This window comes from Burkholderia aenigmatica, from assembly GCF_902499175.1.
GTDB lineage: Bacteria > Pseudomonadota > Gammaproteobacteria > Burkholderiales > Burkholderiaceae > Burkholderia > Burkholderia aenigmatica.
Genome location: NZ_CABVQC010000043.1, coordinates 1 through 23,297 on the forward strand (window position 1 = coordinate 1; position 23,297 = coordinate 23,297).

Annotated in this window: 21 protein-coding genes; 11 read left to right on the plus strand and 10 right to left on the minus strand. The window is 67.3% G+C overall.

All coding sequences use genetic code 11. The annotated features are described in order from the left end of the window. Positions 1-827 (minus strand): IclR family transcriptional regulator (locus tag BDO18943_RS26675; RefSeq protein ID WP_175024706.1); only part of this gene is annotated, 827 nt, incomplete at its 3' end. Positions 828-1,004: 177 nt separating this feature from the next. Between BDO18943_RS26675 and BDO18943_RS26680 the strand changes: the two genes are divergently transcribed. The 3 genes from BDO18943_RS26680 (at position 1,005) to BDO18943_RS26690 (ending at position 4,924) form a co-directional block, all read left to right on the plus strand. Beyond that, the gene (locus BDO18943_RS26680) at positions 1,005-1,964 is read left to right on the plus strand and encodes an MBL fold metallo-hydrolase (protein ID WP_043183605.1); all 960 of its coding nucleotides are present in this window, start codon (positions 1,005-1,007) and stop codon (positions 1,962-1,964) included. A 179-nt stretch (positions 1,965-2,143) separates the two neighbouring features. Beyond that, entirely contained in the window at positions 2,144-3,496 is a 1,353-nt protein-coding gene (locus BDO18943_RS26685) for an MFS transporter (protein WP_175024707.1), read from the plus strand. Between the two features lie 87 nt (positions 3,497-3,583). After that, positions 3,584-4,924, plus strand: coding sequence for an MFS transporter (locus BDO18943_RS26690; RefSeq protein ID WP_175024708.1), 1,341 nt, complete (start codon positions 3,584-3,586; stop codon positions 4,922-4,924). Between the two features lie 132 nt (positions 4,925-5,056). Here the strand turns inward: BDO18943_RS26690 and BDO18943_RS26695 are convergent, their stop codons facing one another. Both BDO18943_RS26695 and BDO18943_RS26700 read right to left on the minus strand, forming a co-directional pair. Next, a complete protein-coding gene (locus BDO18943_RS26695; RefSeq protein ID WP_235996198.1) occupies positions 5,057-6,877 on the minus strand; it encodes a sensor domain-containing diguanylate cyclase in 1,821 nt (606 codons plus the stop codon). A gap of 325 nt (positions 6,878-7,202) precedes the next feature. Continuing rightward, positions 7,203-8,003, minus strand: coding sequence for an SDR family NAD(P)-dependent oxidoreductase (locus BDO18943_RS26700; RefSeq protein WP_175024709.1), 801 nt, complete (start codon positions 8,001-8,003; stop codon positions 7,203-7,205). Positions 8,004-8,144: 141 nt separating this feature from the next. On the opposite strand from BDO18943_RS26700, the gene BDO18943_RS26705 reads away from it, so the two are divergent. After that, positions 8,145-9,104 (plus strand): GlxA family transcriptional regulator, encoded by a 960-nt coding sequence (locus BDO18943_RS26705; RefSeq protein WP_175024710.1) that lies wholly within the window; start codon positions 8,145-8,147, stop codon positions 9,102-9,104. 90 nt (positions 9,105-9,194) lie between these two features. On the opposite strand, the gene BDO18943_RS26710 is transcribed toward BDO18943_RS26705, so the two are convergent. Further along, positions 9,195-9,686: a 2,4'-dihydroxyacetophenone dioxygenase family protein gene (locus tag BDO18943_RS26710; RefSeq protein WP_175024711.1), complete on the minus strand. Its 492-nt coding sequence runs from the start codon at positions 9,684-9,686 to the stop codon at positions 9,195-9,197. A gap of 167 nt (positions 9,687-9,853) precedes the next feature. Here BDO18943_RS26710 and BDO18943_RS26715 point away from each other — a divergent pair, with 167 nt between their 5' ends. Genes BDO18943_RS26715 through BDO18943_RS26725 form a run of 3 tightly spaced genes read left to right on the plus strand, consistent with a single transcriptional unit; the run spans position 9,854 to position 11,932 of the window. Further along, entirely contained in the window at positions 9,854-10,324 is a 471-nt protein-coding gene (locus tag BDO18943_RS26715) for a MarR family winged helix-turn-helix transcriptional regulator (RefSeq protein WP_175024712.1), read from the plus strand. A gap of 37 nt (positions 10,325-10,361) precedes the next feature. After that, positions 10,362-10,697 carry a hypothetical protein gene (locus tag BDO18943_RS26720; RefSeq protein WP_043183616.1) on the plus strand — a complete coding sequence of 112 codons (336 nt, stop codon included), beginning with the start codon at positions 10,362-10,364 and terminating at the stop codon, positions 10,695-10,697. After that, a complete protein-coding gene (locus tag BDO18943_RS26725; protein WP_175024713.1) occupies positions 10,694-11,932 on the plus strand; it encodes an MFS transporter in 1,239 nt (412 codons plus the stop codon). Before BDO18943_RS26720 ends, BDO18943_RS26725 begins: the two co-directional genes overlap by 4 nt. Before the next feature lie 114 nt (positions 11,933-12,046). On the opposite strand, the gene BDO18943_RS26730 is transcribed toward BDO18943_RS26725, so the two are convergent. Continuing rightward, positions 12,047-12,997, minus strand: coding sequence for a LysR family transcriptional regulator (locus BDO18943_RS26730; RefSeq protein ID WP_175024714.1), 951 nt, complete (start codon positions 12,995-12,997; stop codon positions 12,047-12,049). Between the two features lie 105 nt (positions 12,998-13,102). Between BDO18943_RS26730 and BDO18943_RS26735 the strand changes: the two genes are divergently transcribed. Then, positions 13,103-14,458, plus strand: a complete 1,356-nt coding sequence (locus tag BDO18943_RS26735; protein WP_175024715.1) for an aspartate aminotransferase family protein — start codon at positions 13,103-13,105, stop codon at positions 14,456-14,458. Between the two features lie 50 nt (positions 14,459-14,508). Next, positions 14,509-16,026 carry a CoA-acylating methylmalonate-semialdehyde dehydrogenase gene (locus BDO18943_RS26740; protein WP_175024716.1) on the plus strand — a complete coding sequence of 506 codons (1,518 nt, stop codon included), beginning with the start codon at positions 14,509-14,511 and terminating at the stop codon, positions 16,024-16,026. A gap of 111 nt (positions 16,027-16,137) precedes the next feature. Here BDO18943_RS26740 and BDO18943_RS26745 read toward each other — a convergent pair whose 3' ends face one another. Further along, positions 16,138-16,512 carry a COG4315 family predicted lipoprotein gene (locus BDO18943_RS26745; protein ID WP_175024717.1) on the minus strand — a complete coding sequence of 125 codons (375 nt, stop codon included), beginning with the start codon at positions 16,510-16,512 and terminating at the stop codon, positions 16,138-16,140. Positions 16,513-16,764: 252 nt separating this feature from the next. Here BDO18943_RS26745 and BDO18943_RS26750 point away from each other — a divergent pair, with 252 nt between their 5' ends. After that, positions 16,765-17,694 carry a helix-turn-helix domain-containing protein gene (locus tag BDO18943_RS26750; protein WP_175024718.1) on the plus strand — a complete coding sequence of 310 codons (930 nt, stop codon included), beginning with the start codon at positions 16,765-16,767 and terminating at the stop codon, positions 17,692-17,694. Between the two features lie 89 nt (positions 17,695-17,783). Here the strand turns inward: BDO18943_RS26750 and BDO18943_RS26755 are convergent, their stop codons facing one another. The 3 genes from BDO18943_RS26755 to BDO18943_RS26765 all read right to left on the minus strand — a co-directional run bounded on the left by BDO18943_RS26755 (position 17,784) and on the right by BDO18943_RS26765 (position 20,872). Beyond that, positions 17,784-18,743, minus strand: a complete 960-nt coding sequence (locus BDO18943_RS26755; protein WP_175024719.1) for a DMT family transporter — start codon at positions 18,741-18,743, stop codon at positions 17,784-17,786. Positions 18,744-18,872: 129 nt separating this feature from the next. Next, positions 18,873-19,805: an AEC family transporter gene (locus BDO18943_RS26760; protein WP_210771954.1), complete on the minus strand. Its 933-nt coding sequence runs from the start codon at positions 19,803-19,805 to the stop codon at positions 18,873-18,875. Between the two features lie 182 nt (positions 19,806-19,987). Further along, a complete protein-coding gene (locus BDO18943_RS26765; protein WP_175024721.1) occupies positions 19,988-20,872 on the minus strand; it encodes a LysR family transcriptional regulator in 885 nt (294 codons plus the stop codon). A gap of 311 nt (positions 20,873-21,183) precedes the next feature. Here BDO18943_RS26765 and BDO18943_RS26770 point away from each other — a divergent pair, with 311 nt between their 5' ends. Beyond that, the gene (locus BDO18943_RS26770) at positions 21,184-22,428 is read left to right on the plus strand and encodes a serine hydrolase domain-containing protein (RefSeq protein WP_175024722.1); all 1,245 of its coding nucleotides are present in this window, start codon (positions 21,184-21,186) and stop codon (positions 22,426-22,428) included. Between the two features lie 13 nt (positions 22,429-22,441). Here BDO18943_RS26770 and BDO18943_RS26775 read toward each other — a convergent pair whose 3' ends face one another. Further along, complete coding sequence (locus tag BDO18943_RS26775; protein ID WP_175024723.1) at positions 22,442-23,272, minus strand: GntR family transcriptional regulator; 831 nt, start codon at positions 23,270-23,272, stop codon at positions 22,442-22,444. Positions 23,273-23,297: the final 25 nt, after the last annotated feature.

The following is a 23,297-nucleotide window of genomic DNA, read 5'->3' on the forward strand; positions in this document are numbered from 1 at the left end:
GGCGGCGGGGCGTCGTGCGCCGCGCCGAGCGATGCGGTTGCCTGCCGTGCCGCGTCGCGCAGTGCCGCCGCGATCGGGCCATCCCAGTCGACGTCGATCGAGCCCGTCGAACCGATCACCGTCAACGCGAGCTGCAGCTTGCCGTCCGCGTCGAACACCGGCACGCACATCGCACTGACCCCGGGGCTGGGCAGATCGACGCCGCGCTCGATACCGCGTGCGCGGATCGCGTCGAGTTCGGCCGGCGGTACGCCGGTATCCGGCACGGGCTGTTCGGCGCCCGCGAGCGTGGCGCCCGCACCGGCCTGGCTGGCCGCCATCGCGTCGAGTTGCGCGGGATCGCCGAACGCGCGGAACACGCGGCCAGTGGCTGTCGTGTCGAGCGACATCACCGAGCCGACGTGCAGGTTCACGTGCAGCGGATAGCCGCCGTGCTCGATGCGCACGATCGTCGGCCCGAGTGCGCCCGGCACCGACAGCGCGACGCTCAGGCCGACCGCTTCCGCGAGCCGTGCCGCGTGCGGCAGCGCCGCGCGATAGGCCGGCTGGCGCTCGATCGACATCAGCCCGAGCCGCAGCGACAACGGGCCCGGCTCGTAGTTGCCGGTGATCGCGTCACGCTTCACGAGCGCGAGCCGCGTCAGGCTCACGAGATAGGTGTGCGCCTGCGCGGTCGACAGGTCGGCCGCCGCGGCCAGCTCGGACAGGCCGAGCGGCTTGCGACGGCGCGCGAGTGCGTCGAGCAGCCGGCCGCCGACCTCGACACTCTGGATCCCGCGCTGCGCCTTGGGCGGCGCGTCGTCTGCGCTGACTTCGTGGTTCTGCACGCGATGATTCTTCCGTTGACGAAACCCCGCATGGTATCCGACGCCATTTATCGCGCCAGCTCGTAGGTTTACCCGTATTAGACAATAGCAAGCGACTTTGTCATTGACAAATATTCGATGCAGGACGAAGATCCGCTCACTCCCCTCAACACATGGCTCGCAGCCACGGAACGCAACATGGCCAAAGCATTCGCCTCCCAAGCCGATCTGGAAGAGAAGAAAGTCACCTGGACGAAGCTGTCCGAGAACGCGTACGCGTACACCGCCGAAGGCGACCCGAACTCGGGCGTGATCATCGGCGACGACAGCGTGCTGATCGTCGACACGACCGCGACGCCCGCGATGGCTCAGGACCTGATCGCGAAGATCCGCAGCGTGACCGACAAGCCGATCAAGCACGTGGTGCTGTCGCACTACCACGCGGTGCGCGTGCTCGGCGCATCCGCGTATTTCGACGAAGGCGCGCAGCACGTGATCGCGAGCCGGGGCACGTACGAGATGATCGTCGAGCGCGGCGAGGCCGACATGAAGTCGGAGATCGAACGCTTCCCGCGCCTGTTCGCGGGTGTCGAGACGGTGCCCGGCCTGACCTGGCCGACGCTCGTGTTCGAGCGCGAGATCACGCTGTTCCTCGGCAAGCTCGAAGTAAAGATCATGCACGTCGGGTCTGGTCACACGAAGGGCGACACGATCGTCTGGATTCCGTCGCAAAAGGTGCTGTTTTCGGGCGACCTCGTCGAATACGACGCCGCGTGCTACTGCGGCGACGCGCAGCTCGAACAGTGGCCGGCCACGCTCGAAGCGCTGCGCGCGCTCGGCGCGGAGAAGCTCGTGCCGGGCCGCGGCCCCGCGCTGCTGAACCCGGCCGAAGTGAACAAGGGCCTCGACTACACGAAGGATTTCGTCACGACGCTGCTCGCACAGGGCCGCAAGGCCGTCGAGCAGAAGCTCGACCTGAAGGCGTCGATGGCGCTCACGCGCGAAGCGATGGATCCGAAGTTCGGCCACGTGTTCATCTACGAGCATTGCCTGCCGTTCGACGTGTCGCGTGCGTTCGACGAAGCGAGCGGCATCACGCATCCGCGCATCTGGACCGCGCAGCGCGACAAGGAAATGTGGGCCGCGCTGCAGGACTGAGCGGCTTGCACAGGCGGGGCACCCGACAGGGCGCTCCGCCTTTTTTCTGAAGCGGCGACCGGCCGCGGCTTTGCGCCGACTTTCCGTCTGCCGTATCTGAGCTCACAAGAAAGCAGGGCGCAAGTACGCCCTGGGAGACGGCTGCGCGCTCGAATCGCGCAGCCGGTTTGGAGAGAGACATGCCCCAATCGCTTCCCGCCGAAGCGACGCTCGCGCACGCGAGTGCTTCGGCTTCCACGTCTGTCGCCTCAGACGACGCGCTGCTGTTCCGCAAGATCGCATGGCGGATCGTGCCGTTTCTGTTCCTCTGCTACGTCGTCTCGTTCCTCGACCGCATCAACATCGGCTTCGCGCAGTTGCAGATGAAGCACGATCTCGGCTTCAGCGACGCGATGTACGGCCTCGGCGCCGCGGTGTTCTACGTCGGCTATGTGTGCTGCGAAGTGCCGAGCAACCTGCTGCTCGCGCGTTTCGGCGCGCGCCGCACCTTCACGCGGATCATGCTGCTGTGGGGCATCGCGTCGACCGGGATGATGTTCGTGTCGCAGCCGTCGCATTTCTATGTGCTGCGGTTTCTGCTCGGCGTGTTCGAAGCGGGCTTCTTTCCCGGCATCGTGCTGTACCTGACCTACTGGTTTCCCGCGAACCGGCGTGCGGCCGCGATCTCGGTGTTCTTCGCGGGGGTGGCGGTGGCCGGCGTGCTCGGCGGCCTGATGTCGGGCTGGATCATGCGCGACATGAGCGGCGTGCTCGGGCTGCACGGCTGGCAGTGGATGTTCGCGATCGAAGGCGCGCCGGCGATCCTGCTCGCGTTCGCCGCGTTCACGAAACTCGTCGACCGGCCGCAGGACGCTGCCTGGCTCACGTCCGACGAAAAGGCGCGTGTCGTCGCGCTGTGCGCGGAAGGGCGCGGCGCCGCACATGACGCGCACGACCGGCGCAGCCTCGCGGCCGCGTTGACGAACCCGCGCGTCTATCTGTTCGCGTTCATCTATTTCTCGCTGACCTGCGCGTCGCTGACGCTCAACTTCTGGATGCCGCTGATGATCCGCGACTTCGGCGTGACCGACGTCGTCGCCGTGAGCCTGTACACGGTCGTGCCGAACGCGGTCGGCGCGGTGGGGCTGATCCTGATCGCGCGCCGCTCGGATCGCACCGGCGAGCGCCGCAAGCACTTCGCGTGCTGCACGATCGGCGGCGGGCTTGCGCTTGCGGCGCTGACGCTGCACCTGCACAGCTTCGCGGCGATGCTCGCGTGCCTGTCGATCGCGGCGACGCTGATCTTTGCCGCGCTGCCGATCTTCTGGGCCGTGCCGACCCGCTACCTGTCGGGCAATGCGGCCGCGGCCGGAATCGCGCTGATCAGCAGCATCGGGATCACGAGCGGCATCGTCAGCCCGTGGGTGATCGGGATGATCCGCACGAAGACCGGCAGCATGGATCTCGCCGTGTATCTGCTGGCCGCGCTGCTGGTGGCGAGCGGGGCCGCGCTGATGCTCGGCGTGAAAGGCGAAGGCGCGCCGCGCGACTGAGCGCGCAACGGCCGGTCGCTGCGCGCGGGCGGCGGCGACCGGCGTCACCTGTCCGCCCCGTACCCGAATCCATCGAGGAGACGATCGATGTCTGCCCCCTTTCAAGCGGACGCCGCGCGTGCCGGTGCGTCCGGCGTTGCTGCAACGGACGACGATGCGCTGTACCGGCGCATCGGCGCGCGAATCGTGCCGTTCCTGTTCATCTGCTACATCGTGTCGATCCTCGACCGCAGCAACATCGGCTTCGCACAGTTGCAGATGCGGCAGGACCTTGGCCTGACCGACGCGATGTACAGCCTCGGCGCGGTGCTGTTCTTCGTCGGTTACGTGCTGTTCGAGGTGCCGAGCAACGCATTGCTGCGCCGCTTCGGGGCGCGCCGCACGTTTGCGCGGATCATGTTCCTGTGGGGCGCCGTGTCGGTCGCGATGATCACCGTCGACAGCGCGAAGCATTTCTACGTGCTGCGCTTCCTGCTCGGGCTGTTCGAAGCCGGGTTCTTTCCGGGCGTGGTGTTCTACCTGACGTACTGGTATCCGGCGCGGCGGCGCGCATCGGTGCTGTCGATCTTCTATGCGGGCGTCGCGGTGGCCGGGATGGTCGGCGGGCTGCTGTCGGGCTGGCTGATGCGCGGGATGTCGGGTGTACTCGGGCTGCACGGCTGGCAATGGATGTTCGCGATCGAGGGCGCGCCGGCGATCCTGCTCGGCGTGATCGCGTGGTTCTGGCTGTGCGATCGTCCGGAGCAGGCGAGCTGGCTGTCCGACGCCGATCGGCAACGGCTCGCGGCCGACCTGGCCGCCGACCGCGCCGGTGCGGATACGCCGGCACCGCATTCGCTGCGGCAGGTGCTGGCCGAACCGCGCACGTACCTGTTCGCGTTCATCTATTTCTCGCTGACCACCGCGCTCCTGATGCTGCTGTTCTGGATGCCGCTGATGATTCGCGAATTCGGCATCCACGATGTCGTGCAGATCAGCCTGTTGTCGGTCGTGCCGAACGCGATCGGCGCGGCCGGCCTGATCGCGATCGCGCGGCGCTCGGATCGCAAGCGCGAACGGCGCTGGCACTTCGCCGCATGTGCGTTCGGCGGCGCGCTGGCGCTCGTGCTGCTGACGCTGCACTTGCCGAGCATCGTCGCGATGATGGCGCTGCTGTCGGTCGCGGCGATGCTGATCTTCGCGGCGCATCCGGTGTTCTGGGCCGTGCCGTCCGCGTATTTCTCCGGCGCGGGCGCGGCGGGCGGGATCGCGCTGATCAGCAGCATCGGCGTGTCGAGCGGCATGATCACGCCGTGGCTCGTCGGGCTGATCCGCACGAGAACGGGCAGCATGGATCCGGCGATGCTGATGATCGCGGCGTTGCTGGCCGCGTGCGCGGTTGCGATGCTGTTGGGCGTGCGGTCGGTGCCGCAGGCGGATTCGGCGTGACGCCGGCGGCTGCGGGGCGGATTCAGTGGAGGGGCAGGAACAGCTCGGGCAGCACCCGCGCCCCGCAAATCAGGCCGCCGCGCGCCTGCAGGTCGATCGTCAGGCACGCAATCGACGCGATCATCGCGCCGGCTACGCCCGATACACCTCGATCCGGTTGCGGCCGCGCTCCTTCGCGAGATAGAGCGCCTTGTCGGCGCGCGACAGCGGCTGGTACGCGCCGAAGTCCGACGTCCGCATCGCGTCGATGCCGATGCTGACGGTCAGCGTGACCTGCTGATCCTCGTGCATGAGCTGCGCCTGCATCGTGCGTTGCTGCACGCGCTGCGCGAAGGCCAGTGCCTTGTCGAGATCCGATCCCGGCAGCACGATCGCGAATTCCTCGCCGCCGACCCGGCCGACGATGCCGTCCGGCCCGGTTTCCGCGAGCAGCAGCCGCGCGAAATGCCGGAGCGCGCGGTCGCCGACCGGGTGGCCCCAGCGGTCGTTCAGCGCCTTGAAGTGATCGAGATCGAGCATCAGCACCGCGGCGGCCAGGCCGGTCGTGCGCACGGTACGCAGCGCGGCTTCGCTTTGCCGCATGAAGGCGTGGCGGTTCGACAGTTGCGTCAGGTGGTCGGTCGTCGCCATCCGGTGCAGTTCGGCCTCGATGTGCTTGCGGTCGGTCGCGTCGGTGATGAAGCCGTGCCACACGGTGCCGCCGTCGGCCGTGCGCAGCGGGCGCGCATCGCCTTCGCGCCAGCGCAGGCCCTGGCCGGGCAACAGCACGCGATATTCGAGGCGCCACGGCGTCAGTCGTACCGACGAGTCGTGCAGCGACTGCCGATAGGCGAGCAGGTCGGCCGGATGGATCCGCGTCTCGACGGCCTCCGCGCTGCGGGCGAGCTGCTCGGGCGTCAGTTCGTAGATGTCGCCGACCCCCGCGCTCGCGTAGGAAAAGAAGCGGTGCCCGTCGGCCGCCTGCCGCAGCTGGAACACGAGCCCGGGCACCTGGTCGGTGAGATCCGTGACGAGCGCGGCCGAGTCGCGCAACCGCGCGGCGAGCTCGCGCAGCGCGGTGATGTCCGTGGTCGTCCCGACCATCCGGAGCGCACGGTCGTTGCCGTCGCGGGCGATCACCTTGCCGCGGCTGCAGATCCATTTGTACGAACCGTCCTTGCAGCGGATGCGGTGCTCGACCGCGTAGTAGTCGGTGCGGCCTTCGAAGTGCGCGAGCATCGCGGCCTTCACGTCGTCGATGTCGTCCGGATGCAGTCGCTCGTACGCATCCTCGATCCGGGTGCTGAGTTCGTGCGGCGCGTAGCCGAGCATCGCTTTCCAGGCCGGCGAGTAATGGATCTCGCCGGTTGCCACGTTGCGATCCCATACGCCGGTGCCGCTTTCGGTCAGCGCGAGCGTGGTCAGCGTGCTGTGTTCCTCGACGATGCCGAGACGCTCGCGTAACGTGCTTGCTTCGATCGCGCGGGCAAGCGCGCTTGCGGCGAGCGTGGCGAGGTCGCGCAGCACCGCATGTCGGGGCGCGTCGAGCGTCAGGCACGTATCGTCGACGACGCACAGCGTGCCGAGGTTCGCGCCATCGGGCGCCGTCAGTTCGCAGGCCGCGACGATCCGCAGTGCATGACGCGGGTGGTCGTCGTCTTGCCCGGTGCGGTTCGCACCGGGCAGCGCGAAGCGGGCATCGTCCGTCGGATCCGGCTCGGCTTGGAGCGGCAAGCACTCGGCGGGAAGTCGATCGGGAAGCGGGTCGGGCAGTGCGCCGTCGGCGGCCAGCACGCGTTGCGCATCGGCTTCGGCGCGCGCAATGAATGCGCCGGCGGCGCCGCAATGCGCACGCGCGACACGGCAGACGGTATCCAGTTCCGGCAGGGGCGGAAGCGCCGGCTGACGGTCGGCCGCGCCGCGCGCGGAGGCCGGCGCATCGCCGGTCTCGGTGACGAACATCCGGAACCGCATGGTCGAATTCCGCAACGGACGATTGCGCTCGTGATCGGACGAATGCCGGTCGGACGAGGCTGCTTGGGGGACTGTAATCGCAGAGCTTACTGTTGCGCGGAATGCGTGGCAAGCGGCCAGAAATCGGCGGTCGGTGCATGTCAATGCGCCGGTCGGGAAAGCGTCCGGCGTGTGTTCCCGCAGACGAATCCCGCGAGCGACGCTCGCCCGGAAACCTGCTGCCGAACCCTGGATGACGGCGGGCGATTCACCGCGCGTCACCGCGTTCCGCAGCCGGTCCCGGGCGCGAGTTGCTTTCGACCTGCGGGTGCGGGATGTCCCGCGCTCAGCGGCCCGTCGCGTAGCGCGGCGCGGGCGTATCCGTCGACAGGTGCGGCGCCATCGTGCGGCGCGCGGCTTCGTACGCTTCCCATTCGTCAGCCGCGTGCAGCGACGGGATCGTCACGAGTTCGCCGCGATCGAAGCCGACCAGCGCCGCGTCGACCATGTCGGGCGCCGGCATCACGATTTCCTTCGGCAGGTGCTCGAGCGGCAGGCCGCCCGTCTGCCAGAAATCGGTCGCGGTCGCGCCGGGCAGCACGGCCTGCACCTGCACGCCCTTGCCGGCGAGTTCGTGATGCAGCGACTGGCTGAACGCGAGCACGAACGCCTTGCTGCCGCCGTACACGCCGTTCAGTGTTTCCGGCGAGATCGCGACGATCGACGAAATGTTGATCACCGCACCGCGGCCGCGTGCGACGAAACCGGGCACGGCCGCATAGGTGAGGCGCGTGAGCGCGGTCACGTTCAGGTCGATCATCCGCGTCATCGCGTCGACGTCGCTGTCGAGCAGCGGTGCGTGCGTGCCGATGCCGGCGTTGTTCACGAGCAGCGTGATGCTCGCGTCCTGTTTCAGCTTCGCCTCGACGGCGGCGAGTGCGGTGCGGTCGTTGAGGTCGGCGTCGACGATCTCGACGCTGCGGTGCGTGTCGTTCGTGATGCGGTCGGCGAGGGCGACCAGCCGGTCGCGGTTGCGCGCAACCAGGATCAGGTCGTAACCGCGGCGTGCGAGGCGGTCGGCGTAGAGGGCGCCGATACCCGACGAGGCGCCGGTGATGAGGGCGGTACCGCGATGTGCTTGCGTCATGATGTGCTCCGTTTCGAGGGAAATGGCCGGATGGCGTGAAGCCATTCTGGTCTCGAATCGTTGCGACACAAATGACGTAGATGGGTATGATTCAGGACATCGGGCGGACCTGCGCGCCCGGGATGGAACAGGAGAACGCGCATGCACCGCATCGGCTTTCTGATCAGCGACGGCTTCCAGATCATGGCGCTCGCCGCGCAGTCGGTGTTCGAGTACGCGAACATGGGCATGAGCGAGCCGTTCTACGTGATGGACAACTATTCGGTCGACGGTGGCGACGTGCGCTCGTCGCTCGGGCTGCCGGTCGCCACGCGCGCGCTGCGCGGGCGGATCGCCGTCGATACGTGGATCGTCGCGGGCGTCAACGATCCGCTCGCTTCGCCCGCGCCGGCCGGCGTCGTCGCGTTCCTGCGTCGCGCGAACGCACGCGCGCGGCGGATCGCCGGCATCTGTACGGGCGCGTTCGTGCTGGCCGAGGCCGGGCTGCTCGCGCAACGCCGCGCGACGACGCACTGGGCGTTCGGCCGCGACATGCAACGAAGCTACCCGGAGATACGTGTCGAGGAAGACCGGATCTACATCGTCGACGGGCCGATCTGGACCTCGGCCGGGATGACGGCCGGCCTCGACCTTGCGCTCGCGATGGTGGAAAAGGATCTGGGCGCCGATGCGGCCCGATCGGTCGCGCGCAAGCTCGTGATGCACCAGCGGCGGGCCGGCGGCCAGTCGCAGCATTCGGAAATGCTGGATCTCGCGCCGAAATCCGACCGGATCCAGAATGCGCTGAACTACGCGCGGCAGCATCTCGGCCGAGCGCTGACCGTCGAGGATCTCGCCGGAGCCGTCCACCTAAGCCCGCGCCAGTTCAGCCGCGTGTTCACGCTCGAAACGGGGCAGTCGCCCGCGAAGGCAATCGAGCGGCTGCGGCTGGAGTCGGCGCGGCTGATGATCGAGCAGAGCCGCCATTCACTCGACGTGATTGCGAAGGAAAACGGCTTTCGCGACCGCCGGCACATGCGCGACGCGTTCGTGCGCGGGTTCGGCGTGCCGCCGCAGGCGATGCGGCGCGAAGCGCGGGCGGACGAGCGGGAAACGGGCTGAACGGGCACCGACCTCAATCCGTTCGTCCCGTCGTCCCGTCGTATCGACGGTGACTGTAACGGGCGGTCCGATTTCCGCTATCGCCCAGTATCAACGCGTGACGAACGGCGCGGCGGCGTCCGGCGCCGTGCGCGCATGCTTGCGCTGGCGCAGCAGCGCGACGCGGCAGTTTTCGCGCGCGGTCTCGCGGCCGTCGTCGTCGAGCAGCACGAGATCGCCGCGCATCACGTTGAGCGTGATCACGTCCTCACCCGGTGCGCCGAGCGTTTCCGGCGTATGCACCGAACCGGCCGGTTCGAGCACCGTCGAGCCGGCGTGCGCCACCCAGTCGTATTCGCGGTAGCGCCACGCCCCCTGCAAGGTATGGACGAACACCTCGCCGTCGTGACGGTGGCGCGGCAGCGTGCCGCCGGCCGGCATCTTCAGCAGCGCGGTCAGCGTGTCCTCGGCCGCATTGATGTGCAGGTACTTGATCGCCAGCCCTGGCAGGTCGGCGCTCATCGGCAGCCACGGCAGCGCGTCGCCGGGCAGGCACGAGATCGGCGGCAGGTCGGTGGAGAGCAGGGCGGACGGCTGCGTCATGGCGGGAGGCGTGCGGAAATGGGGAGCCCGCATTATCGCAGAGCCGGGTTGCGCTGCCGAACCGGACGTTGCGCATCGACTTGAGCACCGGCGAAGTGGCGATCCTTACAGTCTGAAATATGCAGCTAAACTGTACAGTTTTCCTGTATATCTGCTATCTTGAATTCATGAACACGCCATCGCCATCCTCCGACGCGCTCCCACTGGCCGGTCTCGCCGGCGAACTCCGCATTTCGGTCGGCAAGCTGATGCGGCGGATGCGGGAGCAGATCCACCCGAACGACCTCACGTCATCGCAGAAGTCGGTGCTGTTGCGGCTCGACCGCGACGGCCCCGCGACCGTGTCGGCACTCGCGCGTGCCGAAAGCGTGCGCCCGCAGTCGATGCGCGTGACGGTCGCGACCCTCGAGACGCTGGGCGCCGTCAGCGGCGCGCCCGATCCCTCCGACGGCCGGCAGACGTTGATCGCGCTCACGCCCGGTTTCCGCAAGGTGCTGCAGGCCAACCGCGCAGCCAAGGACGACTGGCTGTTCCGCGCGCTGCACGCTCAACTGTCGGAGCGCGAGCAGGCCGAGCTCGCATCGGCCGTGAAGCTGCTGCAGCGGCTCGCCGAATTCCAGGAACCGCCGCGTCCGTAAACCGCCTCGAACCGCTCGCCGAAAGGACAACCTGAACATGAACCTCCCGCATCTCGTGTCGTATTTCTTCGGCGGTGCGTTTCTCGCGAACGTCGTGCCGCATCTCGTCAGCGGATTGCGCGGGGAGCCGTTCCAGACCCCGTTCGCGAATCCGCCCGGGCGCGGGTTGTCGTCGTCCACCGTGAATGTCGTGTGGGGCGTCGCGAACCTCGTGGTGGCTTATGTGCTGGTGTGCCGGGTTGGCGACTTCGACCTTCGGGTGACGGCCGACGCGGCGGCGTTCGGTCTTGGCATCCTCCTGCTCGGCCTGTTCCTCGCGCGGCACTTCGGCGAACTGCACGGCGGCAACGAGCCCGACCGGGAGCGGCCATGAGCGTGCCGGCGGCGGGCGTATTCCGCTCGCTTCGCAGCTTCAACTATCGCGTGTGGGCAATCGGCTCGCTGGTGTCGAACATCGGCACGTGGATCCAGCGCACCGCGCAGGACTGGCTCGTGCTCACGCAGCTTACGCATCACGACGCGTCGGCCGTCGGCATCGTGATGTCGCTGCAGTTCGGCCCGCAGCTTCTGCTGCTGCCGTGGACAGGTTACGCGGCCGACCGTTTCGACCAGCGCAAGCTGCTGATGGCGACGCAGGCGCTGATGGGCGGGCTCGCTCTGTTGCTGGGGTTGCTGACGGTGACGGGCGTCGCGCAGTTGTGGCACGTGTATCTGTTCGCGTTCCTGTTCGGCTGCGCGTCGGCGTTCGATGCGCCGGTGCGGCAGACGTTCGTCGCGGAACTGGTCGCCGATCGGGAGCTGGCGAATGCCGTCGCGCTGAACTCGACGTCGTTCAACGCGGCGCGGATGATCGGGCCGGCGGCGGCCGGCTTTATCATCGCGTCGGTCGGCACCGGCTGGGCGTTCCTGCTCAACGGGCTCAGCTTCGTCGCGGTGCTGGCGTCGCTGTCGATGCTGCGTGCCGACGAGCTGCGCGCGCACGCGCGGGCCGACCGCAAGCGCGGGAGCCTGCTCGACGGGTTCCGTTACGTGTGGCAGCGCCCTGACCTGAAAGCGATCCTCGTGATGCTGTTCCTGATCGGCACGTTCGGGCTCAATTTCCAGCTGTTCATCTCGACGATGGCGGCCAGCGTGTTTCACGTCGATGCGCGCGGCTTCGGCGTGCTGTCGTCGATGATGGCCGTCGGCACGATTACCGGTGCGTTGCTCGCGGCGCGCCGCGACCGGCCGCGCTTCCGGCATCTGTGGATCGGCGCGGCGCTGTTCGGGCTCGGCTGCACGCTGGCTGCGCTGGCGCCGGGCTACTGGTTGTTCGGCGCCGCGCTCGTGCTGACCGGGATCGCCGCGATCACCTTCATGAACTCGACCAACAGCCTGGTGCAACTGTCGACCGAGCCGGCGATGCGCGGCCGGGTGATGGCGCTGCGTCTCGCGGTGGCGCTCGGCGGCACACCGATCGGTGCGCCGGTGGCGGGCTGGGTCGCGAATCATCTCGGCCCGCGCTGGGCGCTTGGTGTCGGCGCGATGTCCGGTTTTGCCGCGGCGTTTGTCGCGACGCATTTCATGAAGCGGATGCGCGGGCAGTCGGGCGCGGAGGGTGGCGGCTGACCGGCCGTGAAATCGGCGCGGGCTGCCCAAGCGCCCAAGCACCCAAGCACCCAAGCACCCAAGCACCCAAGCACCCAAGCACCCAAGCACTCAGCCACTCAGCCACGACGGTCGTTACGCCGCCGGCCGCGCCGCCGCATGCGCAACTTCCAGACACGACTGAAACAGCAGCGCGGCCCGCGATGGCCGCGGCGAGCGCCGCAGCAGGCTCACGAACCGGCACCGGTAATTGAACCGGTGCGGCGCGATCGGCTGCATCAGCCCCTTGTTTTCGAAGCTTTCCGCGTAGTGGTCGGGCAGGAAGCCGAGATAGCGGCCGGACAGGATCAGCGTCGCGATCGACTCCTGATCCGACGCGGTCGCGCTGCGCGTGAGCTTCGCGCGGTGACTCAGCTCCATGTTCGGCGAATGGAAGCCGAGGCCCGCGAACGCATGATTGCGGATCGTCGTCCACGTGAGCTTGCCGTGCGGCGCATCGAAGAGTGGATGCTGGCGGCCGCAGTAGAGCAGCATCCGCTCGTCGAACAGCTCCGAATACACGAGGCTGCCCGAGTTGCGGTGCGCGGGAATGATCCCGACCTGATAGCTGCCGTCGATGATCCCGCGCTCGACCTCGTTGATCGACGCGACATGCAGATTCAGCGCGACGTCGGGGGCTTCGTCGGCGAACTGGCGGATCGCGTCGCCGAGCCGCGCGTTGGCGTTGGTGGCCGTCTTGTCGAATACCGCGATGTGCAGTTCGCCGCCCATCTTGTCGTGTATGCCGTCGATCCGGCTGCGAAATGCTTCCATCGACGCGAGCAGCCGCAGCGTCTCCTCGTAAACCGTCTGGCCCTCGGGCGTCAGCGTGAAGCCCGCGCGGCCGCGCCGGCACAGCACGAGGCCGAGGCGCGTTTCCAGATCCTTCACGTGCCGGCTGATCGTCGAGATGCCGATATTCAGTTCCAGTTCGGCCGCGGCCATCCCGCCGCACTGCACGACGCCCTTGAAGACCCGCAGCAGGCGGAGATCCATGTCGCTGAGCTGCCCGAGCAGTGCGCGGCTCTTCGGTTTCTTTGCTTGCATAGTTGAGCAAGTGAACATTGATATTGCGATATTCAAAAGACTAATTGGCGTCCCGACAATGTGCAACATCATCACAAGGAGGAGGGGCGCGCCGCGCCGACCGACATGACCGACATCACCACCGCCCAGCAGGACGACACCAACCTCCGTACCGACGCCGCCTGGCTCGACGCGCACTGGATGCCGTTCACGGCCAACCGCCAGTTCAAGGCCGATCCGCGCATGATCGTGTCGGGCAAGGGCGCGTATTACACGGACGGCGAAGGCCGCAAGATCTTCGACGGCCTGTCGGGCCTCTGGTGCACGGGCCTCGGTCACGGCCGCACGGAAATCGTCGAAGCCGTGAGCCGCCAGGTCGCGCAGCTCGACTACGCGCCGGCGTTCCAGTTCGGTCATCCGAAATCGTTCGAGCTCGCCAACAAGCTCAAGGACCTGACGCCGGCCGGCCTCGACTACGTGTTCTTCACGGGGTCGGGCTCGGAAGCGGCCGATACCTCGCTGAAGCTGGCCCGCGCTTACTGGCGCGCGAAGGGCAAAGGCACGAAGACGCGCCTGATCGGCCGCGAGAAGGGCTATCACGGCGTGAACTTCGGCGGTATCTCGGTCGGCGGGATCGGGCCGAACCGCAAGCTGTTCGGCCAGGGCCTCGACGCCGACTTCCTGCCGCACACGCAACTCGCCGAGAACAAGTTCTCGCGCGGGATGCCCGAGCACGGCGCCGAGCTGGCCGACCGCCTGCTCGAGCTGATCGCGCTGCACGACGCGTCGAACATCGCGGCCGTGATCGTCGAGCCGTTCTCCGGTTCGGCGGGCGTGGTCGTGCCGCCGAAGGGCTATCTGAAGCGCCTGCGCGACATCTGTACCGCGCACGACATCCTGCTGATTTTCGACGAAGTCATCACGGGCTTCGGCCGTGCCGGCGCGATGACGGGCGCCGACGCGTTCGGCGTGGTGCCGGACATCATGAACTTCGCGAAGCAGGTGACGAACGGCGTGCAGCCGCTCGGCGGCGTGATCGCGACGAAGGAAATCTACGACACGTTCATGGCCGCAGGCGGCCCCGAGTACATGCTCGAGTTCCCGCACGGCTATACGTATTCGGCGCATCCGGTGGCATGCGCGGCCGGTGTCGCGGCGCTCGACCTGCTGGTGAAGGAAGACGCGGTGGCCCGCGTGCGCGATATCGCGCCGCATTTCGAGGCTGCGGTGCACGGGCTGAAGGGCCAGCGCCACATCGCCGACATCCGTAACTACGGCCTAGCAGCCGGCCTGACGATCGCGGCGCTGCCGGGCGAGCCGGCACGGCGCCCGTACGAGATCGCGATGCGCTGCTGGGCGAAGGGTTTCTATGTGCGCTACGGCGGCGACACGATCCAGCTGGCGCCCCCGTTCATCTCGGAGAAGCGCGAGATCGACAACCTGATCAACGCGCTGTCCGATGCGCTGAACGAAGTGGACTGAGCCGCGGCTTGCCCCTGAGCGATAACCGAATTCACGAAAGAGTCAGATACATGAAACACGACAGCAACGTAACCTCCACCGTCGGCCACCTGATCGACGGCAAGCGCGTCGACGGCGGCAGCCGCGTCCAGCCGGTGTTCGACCCGGCCACCGGCGAATCGCACAAGAGCGTCGTGCTCGCCGACAAGCTGACCGTCGAAGCCGCGATCGCGTCCGCGCAGGCCGCGTTTCCGGCCTGGCGCAACACGCCGCCGCTGAAGCGCGCCCGCGTGATGAGCCGCTTCAAGACGCTGCTCGAGGAGCACGCGGAAGAACTGTGCGCGCTGATCACGGCCGAGCACGGCAAGGTGCTCGCCGATGCGATGGGCGAACTGCAGCGCGGGATCGAGAACGTCGAATACGCAACCTACGTACCCGAGCTGCTGAAGGGCGAGCACAGCAAGAACGTCGGCCCCGCGATCGATTCGTGGAGCGAGTTCCAGGCGCTCGGCGTCGCGGCCGGCATCACGCCGTTCAACTTCCCGGTGATGGTGCCGCTGTGGATGTGGCCGATGGCCGTCGCGTGCGGCAATACGTTCGTCCTGAAACCGTCCGAACGCACGCCGTCGTCTACTTTGCGCATGGCCGAGCTCGCGCTCGAAGCTGGCCTGCCGCCGGGCGTGCTGAACGTCGTGAACGGCGACAAGGAAGCGGTCGACACGCTGCTGACCGACCCGCGCGTGAAGGCGGTGAGCTTCGTCGGCTCGACGCCGATCGCCGAATACATCTACTCGACCGGCTGCGCACACGGCAAGCGCGTGCAGGCGCTCGGCGGCGCGAAGAACTTCGCGGTCGTGATGCCCGACGCCGACATCGGCAACGCGGTGAACGCGCTGATGGGCGCCGCGTACGGCTCGTGCGGCGAGCGCTGCATGGCGATTCCGCTGGTCGTCGCGATCGGCGACGAGACGGGCGACAAGGTCGTCGCGGGCCTGAAAGCCGAGATCGAGAAGATGAAGGTCGGTCCGGGCAACGGCGCGGGCGTCGACATGGGCCCGCTCGTCACGCAGCAGCATTTCGAGAAGGTGACGGGCTTCGTCGAAGCGGGTGTGGAAGCGGGCGCGACGCTCGTCGTCGACGGCCGCAGCGTAAAGGTCGACGGCCACGACGGCGGCTATTACCTCGGCCCGTGCCTGTTCGACAACGTGAAGCCCGGCATGCCGATCTACCAGCACGAGATCTTCGGGCCCGTGCTCGGCGTGATCCGGTTGAAGTCGCTCGACGAGGCGATGGCGCTGATCGACGCGCATGAGTACGGTAACGGCACGTGCCTGTTCACGCGCGACGGCGAGGCCGCGCGCTACTTCGGCGACAACATCCAGATCGGCATGGTCGGCATCAACGTGCCGCTGCCGGTGCCGGTTGCGTACCACTCGTTCGGCGGCTGGAAGCGCTCGCTGTTCGGCGACCTGCACGCGTACGGCCCGGACGCCGTGCGTTTCTACACGAAGCGCAAGACGATCACGCAGCGCTGGCCGTCGGCCGGCGTGCGCGAAGGGACGGTGTTCAGCTTCCCGTCGAACCGCTGACGCGCATGCCGGCTGCATGCAGCCGGCATGACGGGCAAAGGCCCGCTCCGATCGTCGATCGGAGCGGGCTTTTTCATGTCTGCACGGAGAGGGCGGAAGGCAGCAGAACGCTTACGGCGCTACCACGTGCCACATGTTCTTGAAGTTGTCGCCGTTGCGGTCGCCCTGTTTCATGTCCTTCGAGAAGAAGTACAGCGGCTTGCCCTTGTACGCCCATTGCGGACTGCCGTCATCGCGCTTGATGATCGTGTAGGGGCCGACCGGGACATCGGTCGCGCTGGCCTTGTAGGGCGGCCAGAAGGATTCGCATTGGCCCGTGCAGGCGCTGGTGCCGGCGTTGGGCTTGTCGTGGTCGAATGCGTAGACGGTCATCCCGTTTGCGGCGACGAGCGCGCCGTTTTCGACTTTCGTGATCGAGCCTTGGGCCGACGCCGAAGCGGATGCAATGGCGAGCAGGGCGGAACTGACGAGAAGCGAGAGTTTCATGTGCGGCTCCAGATTTTTCGACGATGCATGCGGGCAGGCGAGCAGCGACCCGCTAGGGTAGCCGGAACGGTCGTGATGCAACCTGTCACATCGACCACCGTTTCAACGATAGGCGTTTTGGGCCGCAGGTGTGAGAAAGGGGTTGGACCCGTTCGACCGTGACGCAGGTTGTCTGAGAACAAAAACCAGCCATTTCCGGGAGGCGGCTGGTACGCTCGGGGTCCGTCACTTTTGATGGAAGCGACTACGGACATGGCTGAAAGTGCCGAGCACCTGTTCCTTAAGCAGACGTTTCTGACTGTCCTGAAGCGGTTCTCGCGAATCGACCTTTATGGATTTTGTGAAACCGACCGAAAGCTGTTTGATTTTTCATGCCTGGTGGAGCGCGACTGGGAAAGACCGCTGGTCGGACAGGTTCTATGGGGGCATACCGACGGTATCGAGAAGGACGTGCGTTCGCTTCTCCACGATGACGGAGCCGAGATTACGCCGTACATCGTTCGAGATTCCGTAAAAACGTATCAGGCACTGGAAGAGATCATTGCAAGCTATCGGAATTCCCCGGCCCGTGGCCGGCTTGCAAGATTGAAGCTGTTGCCGGTGCCGTCCGATTTCGACGCGGACAACGCGTCGCAGCGCGACTGCGTCGAACGCTTGCTGACCGAAAAGATCGTCGACGACATTATCTTCAATGTCGTGTTCGGACACATCGCGGAAGAGCATGTGCAGTTCTTTCTCGATGCATCGGGAACGCTCGGGCTCAATCTTGCGATCCTCTACGTCATTGCGACAGAAGGGTTCTTGAATATCTCGACCCTGTCAAAGCGACTTCAAGTGAGTGCGAGCCCTGTTCGCGAGCAGTTGTTGTTATTGAAGGGCGCCGGATTCATTCGGGCGGATCGGGACAAGGCGTTATATGAGATGACGTCCAGAGGGCGCTTGTTTCTCGATCTTGTTCGACGTGTCGATCACGAACTCGAAACCGGGGACCTGACGGATGAATGCGCTTACATATTGAGCAGACTCGGTTGCGCACCGATAGCGCTGGACGAACGTCTCGAGGCGCGCATGCAGAAGCCGTTCGGCCGGTTGTTGACCACAATGCAGGCGGTCCGGTCGCAGTTCGGGTGCGATCTGTCGAGCATTCGCCATGTGGCGCGCCATCGGGACGTGCCGGAATAGCGATGGTGCGTTTGCCTGTGTGGCGCGCAGCACAACAGCTCTGGCTCGAATCAGGAGCGGACTATCAAACCGTGCGGTGCATGGCCAGGTCACTTCGAACCCGTGGCGACACCTTGACGTCTCGCCCGATTGGTCAGCGCGACGCCCGCGATCACGAGCGCACCGCCGGCCAGCATCGACGGCGACAACGGCTCGCCGAGCAGCGCGACCGACAGCAGCACGCCGAACACGGGCACCAGGTTGGTGAACACGGCCGCGCGGGCCGGCCCGAGTTCGCGGATCCCCTGCGAATACCAGACGAACGCGACCACCGTGCCGATCGCGCCGAGATAGAGCATCGACGCGACGGCCTGCCACGTCAGCGGCGTGCCGCTGCTGGCGGGCGAGCCGAACAGGTGCGCGACGATCAGCAGCGCGAGGCCCCACAGCGCCGCATACGTCGTGGCCGCCAGCGGCGACAGCCCGTCGAGCGCGCGCCGGCCGATCACCGTATAGGCGGCCCAGCTCAGCACCGCGCAGAGCATGTAGCGTTCGCCCGCGCCGAACGTGTTGCCGAGATCGGTCAGCACCCGCAGCAAGTCGCCACGGCTGATCACGATCAGCGCGCCGAACAGCGCGACGGCGATGCCGGCCCAGCGCGACAGCGACAGGCGTTCCCCGCGCACGACGATCGACAGCAGCACGGCGGTGGCGACGGGATTCAGCGCGACGAACAGCGCGGTGCGCCCCGCCGGCATCCGCGCGAGTGCCGCGAAAAAGCACACGTTGTACAGGAAGATGCCGGTCGCGCCGAGTCCGAAGGTCGTCAGGATCTGGCGGCCGCTCAGCTTCGGCAGCCCGCCTTCGATCTTCCACGTCAGCACGACCAGCAGCAGCGCGGCGATCGCGAAGCGGCCGGTGGCCGCTGAGGTCGCGGACATCGTCGCGGCCAGGATCCGGCCTGCGATGAACGTCCCGCCCCAGAACAGCGCGACGAGCGTGAGCTTCACGTAGATGGCCGCGTGCGGCCGGGCGGCGGCGATGGCGGCGGGCGGGGCGGGAGCGTTCATGTGACGGGGTTTCTCGGTGAGCGCCTGCTGCAACGCATGAGCGACCGTGCGCGGCCGGCGATTGCGAATCGCGCGATCGCTACGGTGCAGGCTGGATTCAGGGGGATCGGATCGGGCGCGGCGTCGTCGTCAGCGAAACGCGGGCGCCGACGCGAGGGCGGTCAGTACGACGGGCATCGCGAGCGCCGCGGCGATCGTCTGGAACGCGGTGATGCCGGCCATCAGCGGCGCGTCGCCGCCGAGCTGGCGCGCCATGATGTACGACGCCGACGACGTCGGCAGCGCCTGGAACAGCAGCGCGACCGTCAGCGCCGCGTCGCCGAGCCCGAACAGCCGGCCGGCGGCGAGTGTGATGAGCGGCATCGCCATGAACTTGAACGCCGACGCGACGCACACCGGCTGCAGCCACGCACGCGCCGCATCGAATCGCAGCGCCGCGCCCACGCACAGCAGGCCGAGCGGCATCGACGCGACGCCGAGCGCGCGCACGGCCGGCTCGACAGCCGCCGGGAACGCAACGCCGCCGGCCTGCATCGCGATCCCGAGCGCGCACGCGACGACGAGCGGATTCGACAGGATCTGGCGCGCGAGCGCCGCCGCGCCGAGCCGCGTGTCACCGTAGCGCGCGAACACGAGCACGCACATCAGGTTCACGGTCGGGACGATCGCCGCGACGCACACGGCTGCGAGCGCGATGCCTTGTGCGCCGAACAACCCCGCCGCGAGCGCGGTGCCGACATAGTTGTTGAAGCGCACGGCGCCCTGGAATACCGACGTGAAGCCGGCGCCGTCAACCCGCACGAACCGGCGGACCAGCAGTAGAAGCGCCGCGGCGAGTGCGGTCGAACCGACCAGCGCAGCCGCGAGCGGTAAAACGGGCAGCGATTGCAGCCGCGCGTTCGCGAGACCGTCCGCGAACAGCGCGGGCAGCAGCACGTAGTAGCACAGCCGCTCGGCCTGCGGCCAGAACGCGTCGGCGATGAAGCCCGTGCGCCGCAGGCCGTGGCCGAACCCGACCAGCAGCGCGACCGGCGCCAACGCGAGCAGGATCGGGCCGATCATCGGCACGCCTTCACGCGAGCCGTGCGGGCCATGCGGGCTGCAGCGAGCGGCTGGCATGCAAAGCGGCGGAACGAGGCGGGAATCCATCCTGCGGGCAACATGGCGACACGCAATCGAAAGAGTGACGATGCCGCCAAGTTAACACGCTCAAGCAACAGGAATAATTGTTAATTATCGGGTGTTCAATGAGAAATTCTCATCGATGAAGCGGTGACTTCGGCCGCGAGCGCACGCGCGAAACGTTCGGCCGGACGCGACTGGTGTTCGAGCAGGACCACCGCGCGCCCCATCTGCGGCTGACCGAACGGCAAGCGCGTGACGGGCGGCAGGCGCGCAAGCGTCGCATCGGGGAGCGCGACGATTGCCGCGCCGAGCCCTCTCGCCACCATGCGCGCGATCGTTTCCGCACTGTCCAGCACCATCTCCTCGCGCACGCGCACGCCGATGCGGCGCAGCTCGGCGGCGATCATGCGGCCGGCCCATGCCTGCGCATCGAAGCGGATGAACGGCAGCGTGTCGAGCAGCGTGACCGCGTCGCGTTCCGCATGATCCGGCGGCGCGAGCAGCCAGAAGCGATCCTCGTACAGCGTGGTCCACGTCAGTTCCGCCGGATGCGGGCGCACCGGGCTCGTCGTGATGGCCGCATCGAGTTCGCCGGCCGCGACGCGGTTCGCCAGTTCGGCCGACATCCCGGCCGACACGTGCACGCGCAGCCCCGGATGCGCATCGCGGAGCGCGAGCAGCGCGTCGGGCAGCGGGCCGGACAGCGCGGTCTGGATCGCACCGATCCGCAGGCGCCCGACCAGCTTCTTCTCGTCGCTGAGCGCATCGGGAATCCGGTCGACCATCGCGAGCACCTGCTCGGCCTGCGCGAGCAGGATGTTGCCGGCCTCGGTGAGTACCGGCTGCCGGCGCGAGCGATCGAACAACTGCACGTTGTATTCGCTTTCCAGCGTCTTGATCTGCAGGCTCACAGCCGATTGCGTGAGGCCGATGGCTTCGCCGGCGCGCGCGAACGTCCGGTATCGGGCGATGGCGGCCAGCGTTCTGAATGCGCGTAATGACATGAGCGGACGGAGGTGGGCAGAGGCAGCCGGGTGCGAAGCGGATCCCGGCCGGCGCGATTGACGGCGCGTTGCGATGAGCGGTTCGCAGGGCCGCCGCCAGGGTTCGCGACATCATGCCCGCGTGTCTCGAATCGGGCAACCGGCCCGCATGGCGCGCACCGCGTGTCGCCGATGACTCGGGACGGTTCGTGCATTCTTTAAAATGATATAGTTCTATTTTTAGAATGTTTGAGCCGGGCAGGCGCGTTTGGGGAAGCGCAGTGACGCGGGTTCCGGCGTGTCGAGACCGAAGTGGAAACAGGAGCAGGAGCATGACCAAGGTGGCACATCCGGGTTTGTCGTCGCAGCGGCTGATGGCGCTCGACACGCGGCTGAACGAACGGTACGTGGCGTCCGGGCGCCTGCCGGGTGCGGTGACGATGATCCATCGCCGTGGCGAGCTGGCGCACGTAAACGTCGTCGGATCGATGGACGTCGAGCGGGCGAAGCCGATGCGTGACGACGCGATTTTCCGCATCTATTCGATGACCAAGCCGATCACGAGCGTCGCGTTCATGACGCTGGTCGAGCAGGGGCTGGTGGCGCTCGACGATCCCGTGTCGAGCGTGATCCCGGCATGGAAGGAGCTGGGCGTGGCGGTGGCCGGCGCACGGAGCCTCGGCGGGTTCCAGACCCGTCCGGTCGCGCGCGAGATGCTGATGGTGGATCTGCTGCGCCATACGGCCGGGTTGTCGTATTTCTTCCAGGCCCGCACGAATGTCGATGCCGCGTACCGCGAACTCGCGCTCGGCGAACCGGGCAACCCGGGCGGTCTCGACGGCATGATCGCGGACCTGGCCCGGCTGCCGCTCGACTACTCGCCGGGCGACGAATGGAACTATTCGGTCGCGACGCACGTGCTCGGCTATCTCATCGAGAAGATCTCCGGGCAGCCGTTCGCCGACTACCTGAAGCAAGCGCTGTTCGACCCGATCGGCATGCCCGACACCGGCTTCTTCGTGCCGGACGAGCAGGCCGAGCGCCTGTGCGCGTGCTATCGACCGGGTGCGGATGGCGCGCTCGTGCTGCACGACGACCCGGCCGCCAGCGCGTTTCGCCGGCCGCCGGCGCTGGCATCGGGCGGGAGCGGGCTCGTGTCGACGGCCGGCGATTACCTGCGCTTCTGCCGGATGCTGCTGAATCGCGGATCGATCGACGGGCACCGGATCCTGAGCCCGAAAACCGTCGAGCTGATGACGATCAACCATCTGCCGGGCGGCCAGACGCTCGACCGGATGTCGCGCTCCACGTTCAGCGAGGCCGTGTATCCGGGGCTCGGTTTCGGGCTCGGCTTCGCGGTGACGCAGGACCTGGCCGCGACGATGCAGCCGGGCAGCGTCGGCGATTACTTCTGGGGCGGCGGTGCCAGCACGGCGTTCTGGATCGATCCGGCCGAGGACCTGATCGTCGTGTTCATGACGCAGCTGCTGCCGTCGACGACGTACCGGATCCGCCGCGACCTGCGGCATTGGGTCTACGGCGCGATGTGCGACGACGACGTCGACACGTCGGCGTGACGCGGTGCGCGGGTCAGGCCGACGGCTTGCGTGCGGCTTTCCGGACGCCCGTGCGCGGCGACGGGATCAGGTCGGCACTGCGGTCGTCGCCGTCGAGATCGTGCGTGATATCGAGCACGAAACGGTCGGCGCGATACAGGTAGAGCCCGGCGTGGACGATGCAGCCGTCGCCGTCCGTCCACCAGCGGCGCATGCGAATCAGCATGTCGGCCATGCTGCAGTCGGCGCTGTCGGACGCGAGCAGGTCGGCCGTTTCCTGATCCGCATAGGCGGCCGTGATTTCCTGGCGGGCCTTCGCGAGCGGTAGCCGGTTGTACTGACGGACGAGATAACCGACCTTGTGCCGTGCGTCGCTGCCCTTCGGAAAGCGGTCGTAGGTTTCGCGCGCGACGTAGCTGTCCATCACGCCGTAAGGCGCACCGTCGTGCAGATGAAGCGTACGGATCCGCATGTAGGCGGCGCGCATCGGCTGGCCCGTCTGCAATGCGGCGGGCAATTCGGTCACGGCGTCGCGCAGCAGCACGCGCAGGGTCTGGCCGGGTGCGAGCTGGAGCGGATCGTTGATCGCGGCGCGCAGCGCCGGGTTATCCGCCGGCGAGACGACCTCGGCCGTGACGAACGTGCCGCGGCCGCGGGCGCTGCTCACGAGCCCTTCGGCGCTCAGTTCGGCCAGCGCCTGGCGCACCGTGATCGTGCCCGCCTGATAGAACGCGCACAGCTCGGGAATCGGCGGCAACTGGTCGCCGCGCTTCCATTCGCCCTGGTGGATTCGTCCGCGCAGCAGGCTGGCAATTCGCGCATAAAGGGCGACCCCTTTGCGTTCTGGGGGCGACGACGGGTTCAATTACGGGCTCCTGGAATGATGCGGG

Bases quoted from the DNA above. Each gene is read 5' to 3' on its own strand.
- BDO18943_RS26700 (WP_175024709.1), bottom strand. From the start codon at position 8,003: ATGACGCAAGCACATCGCGGTACCGCCCTCATCACCGGCGCCTCGTCG.
- BDO18943_RS26765 (WP_175024721.1), bottom strand. From the start codon at position 20,872: ATGTCATTACGCGCATTCAGAACGCTGGCCGCCATCGCCCGATACCGG.
- BDO18943_RS26710 (WP_175024711.1), bottom strand. From the start codon at position 9,686: ATGACGCAGCCGTCCGCCCTGCTCTCCACCGACCTGCCGCCGATCTCG.
- BDO18943_RS26690 (WP_175024708.1), top strand. From the start codon at position 3,584: ATGTCTGCCCCCTTTCAAGCGGACGCCGCGCGTGCCGGTGCGTCCGGC.
- BDO18943_RS26680 (WP_043183605.1), top strand. From the start codon at position 1,005: ATGGCCAAAGCATTCGCCTCCCAAGCCGATCTGGAAGAGAAGAAAGTC.
- BDO18943_RS26770 (WP_175024722.1), top strand. From the start codon at position 21,184: ATGACCAAGGTGGCACATCCGGGTTTGTCGTCGCAGCGGCTGATGGCG.
- BDO18943_RS26720 (WP_043183616.1), top strand. From the start codon at position 10,362: ATGAACCTCCCGCATCTCGTGTCGTATTTCTTCGGCGGTGCGTTTCTC.
- BDO18943_RS26740 (WP_175024716.1), top strand. From the start codon at position 14,509: ATGAAACACGACAGCAACGTAACCTCCACCGTCGGCCACCTGATCGAC.
- BDO18943_RS26735 (WP_175024715.1), top strand. From the start codon at position 13,103: ATGACCGACATCACCACCGCCCAGCAGGACGACACCAACCTCCGTACC.
- BDO18943_RS26750 (WP_175024718.1), top strand. From the start codon at position 16,765: ATGGCTGAAAGTGCCGAGCACCTGTTCCTTAAGCAGACGTTTCTGACT.
- BDO18943_RS26745 (WP_175024717.1), bottom strand. From the start codon at position 16,512: ATGAAACTCTCGCTTCTCGTCAGTTCCGCCCTGCTCGCCATTGCATCC.
- BDO18943_RS26685 (WP_175024707.1), top strand. From the start codon at position 2,144: ATGCCCCAATCGCTTCCCGCCGAAGCGACGCTCGCGCACGCGAGTGCT.
- BDO18943_RS26730 (WP_175024714.1), bottom strand. From the start codon at position 12,997: ATGCAAGCAAAGAAACCGAAGAGCCGCGCACTGCTCGGGCAGCTCAGC.
- BDO18943_RS26755 (WP_175024719.1), bottom strand. From the start codon at position 18,743: ATGAACGCTCCCGCCCCGCCCGCCGCCATCGCCGCCGCCCGGCCGCAC.
- BDO18943_RS26725 (WP_175024713.1), top strand. From the start codon at position 10,694: ATGAGCGTGCCGGCGGCGGGCGTATTCCGCTCGCTTCGCAGCTTCAAC.
- BDO18943_RS26705 (WP_175024710.1), top strand. From the start codon at position 8,145: ATGCACCGCATCGGCTTTCTGATCAGCGACGGCTTCCAGATCATGGCG.
- BDO18943_RS26760 (WP_210771954.1), bottom strand. From the start codon at position 19,805: ATGATCGGCCCGATCCTGCTCGCGTTGGCGCCGGTCGCGCTGCTGGTC.
- BDO18943_RS26715 (WP_175024712.1), top strand. From the start codon at position 9,854: ATGAACACGCCATCGCCATCCTCCGACGCGCTCCCACTGGCCGGTCTC.
- BDO18943_RS26695 (WP_235996198.1), bottom strand. From the start codon at position 6,877: ATGCGGTTCCGGATGTTCGTCACCGAGACCGGCGATGCGCCGGCCTCC.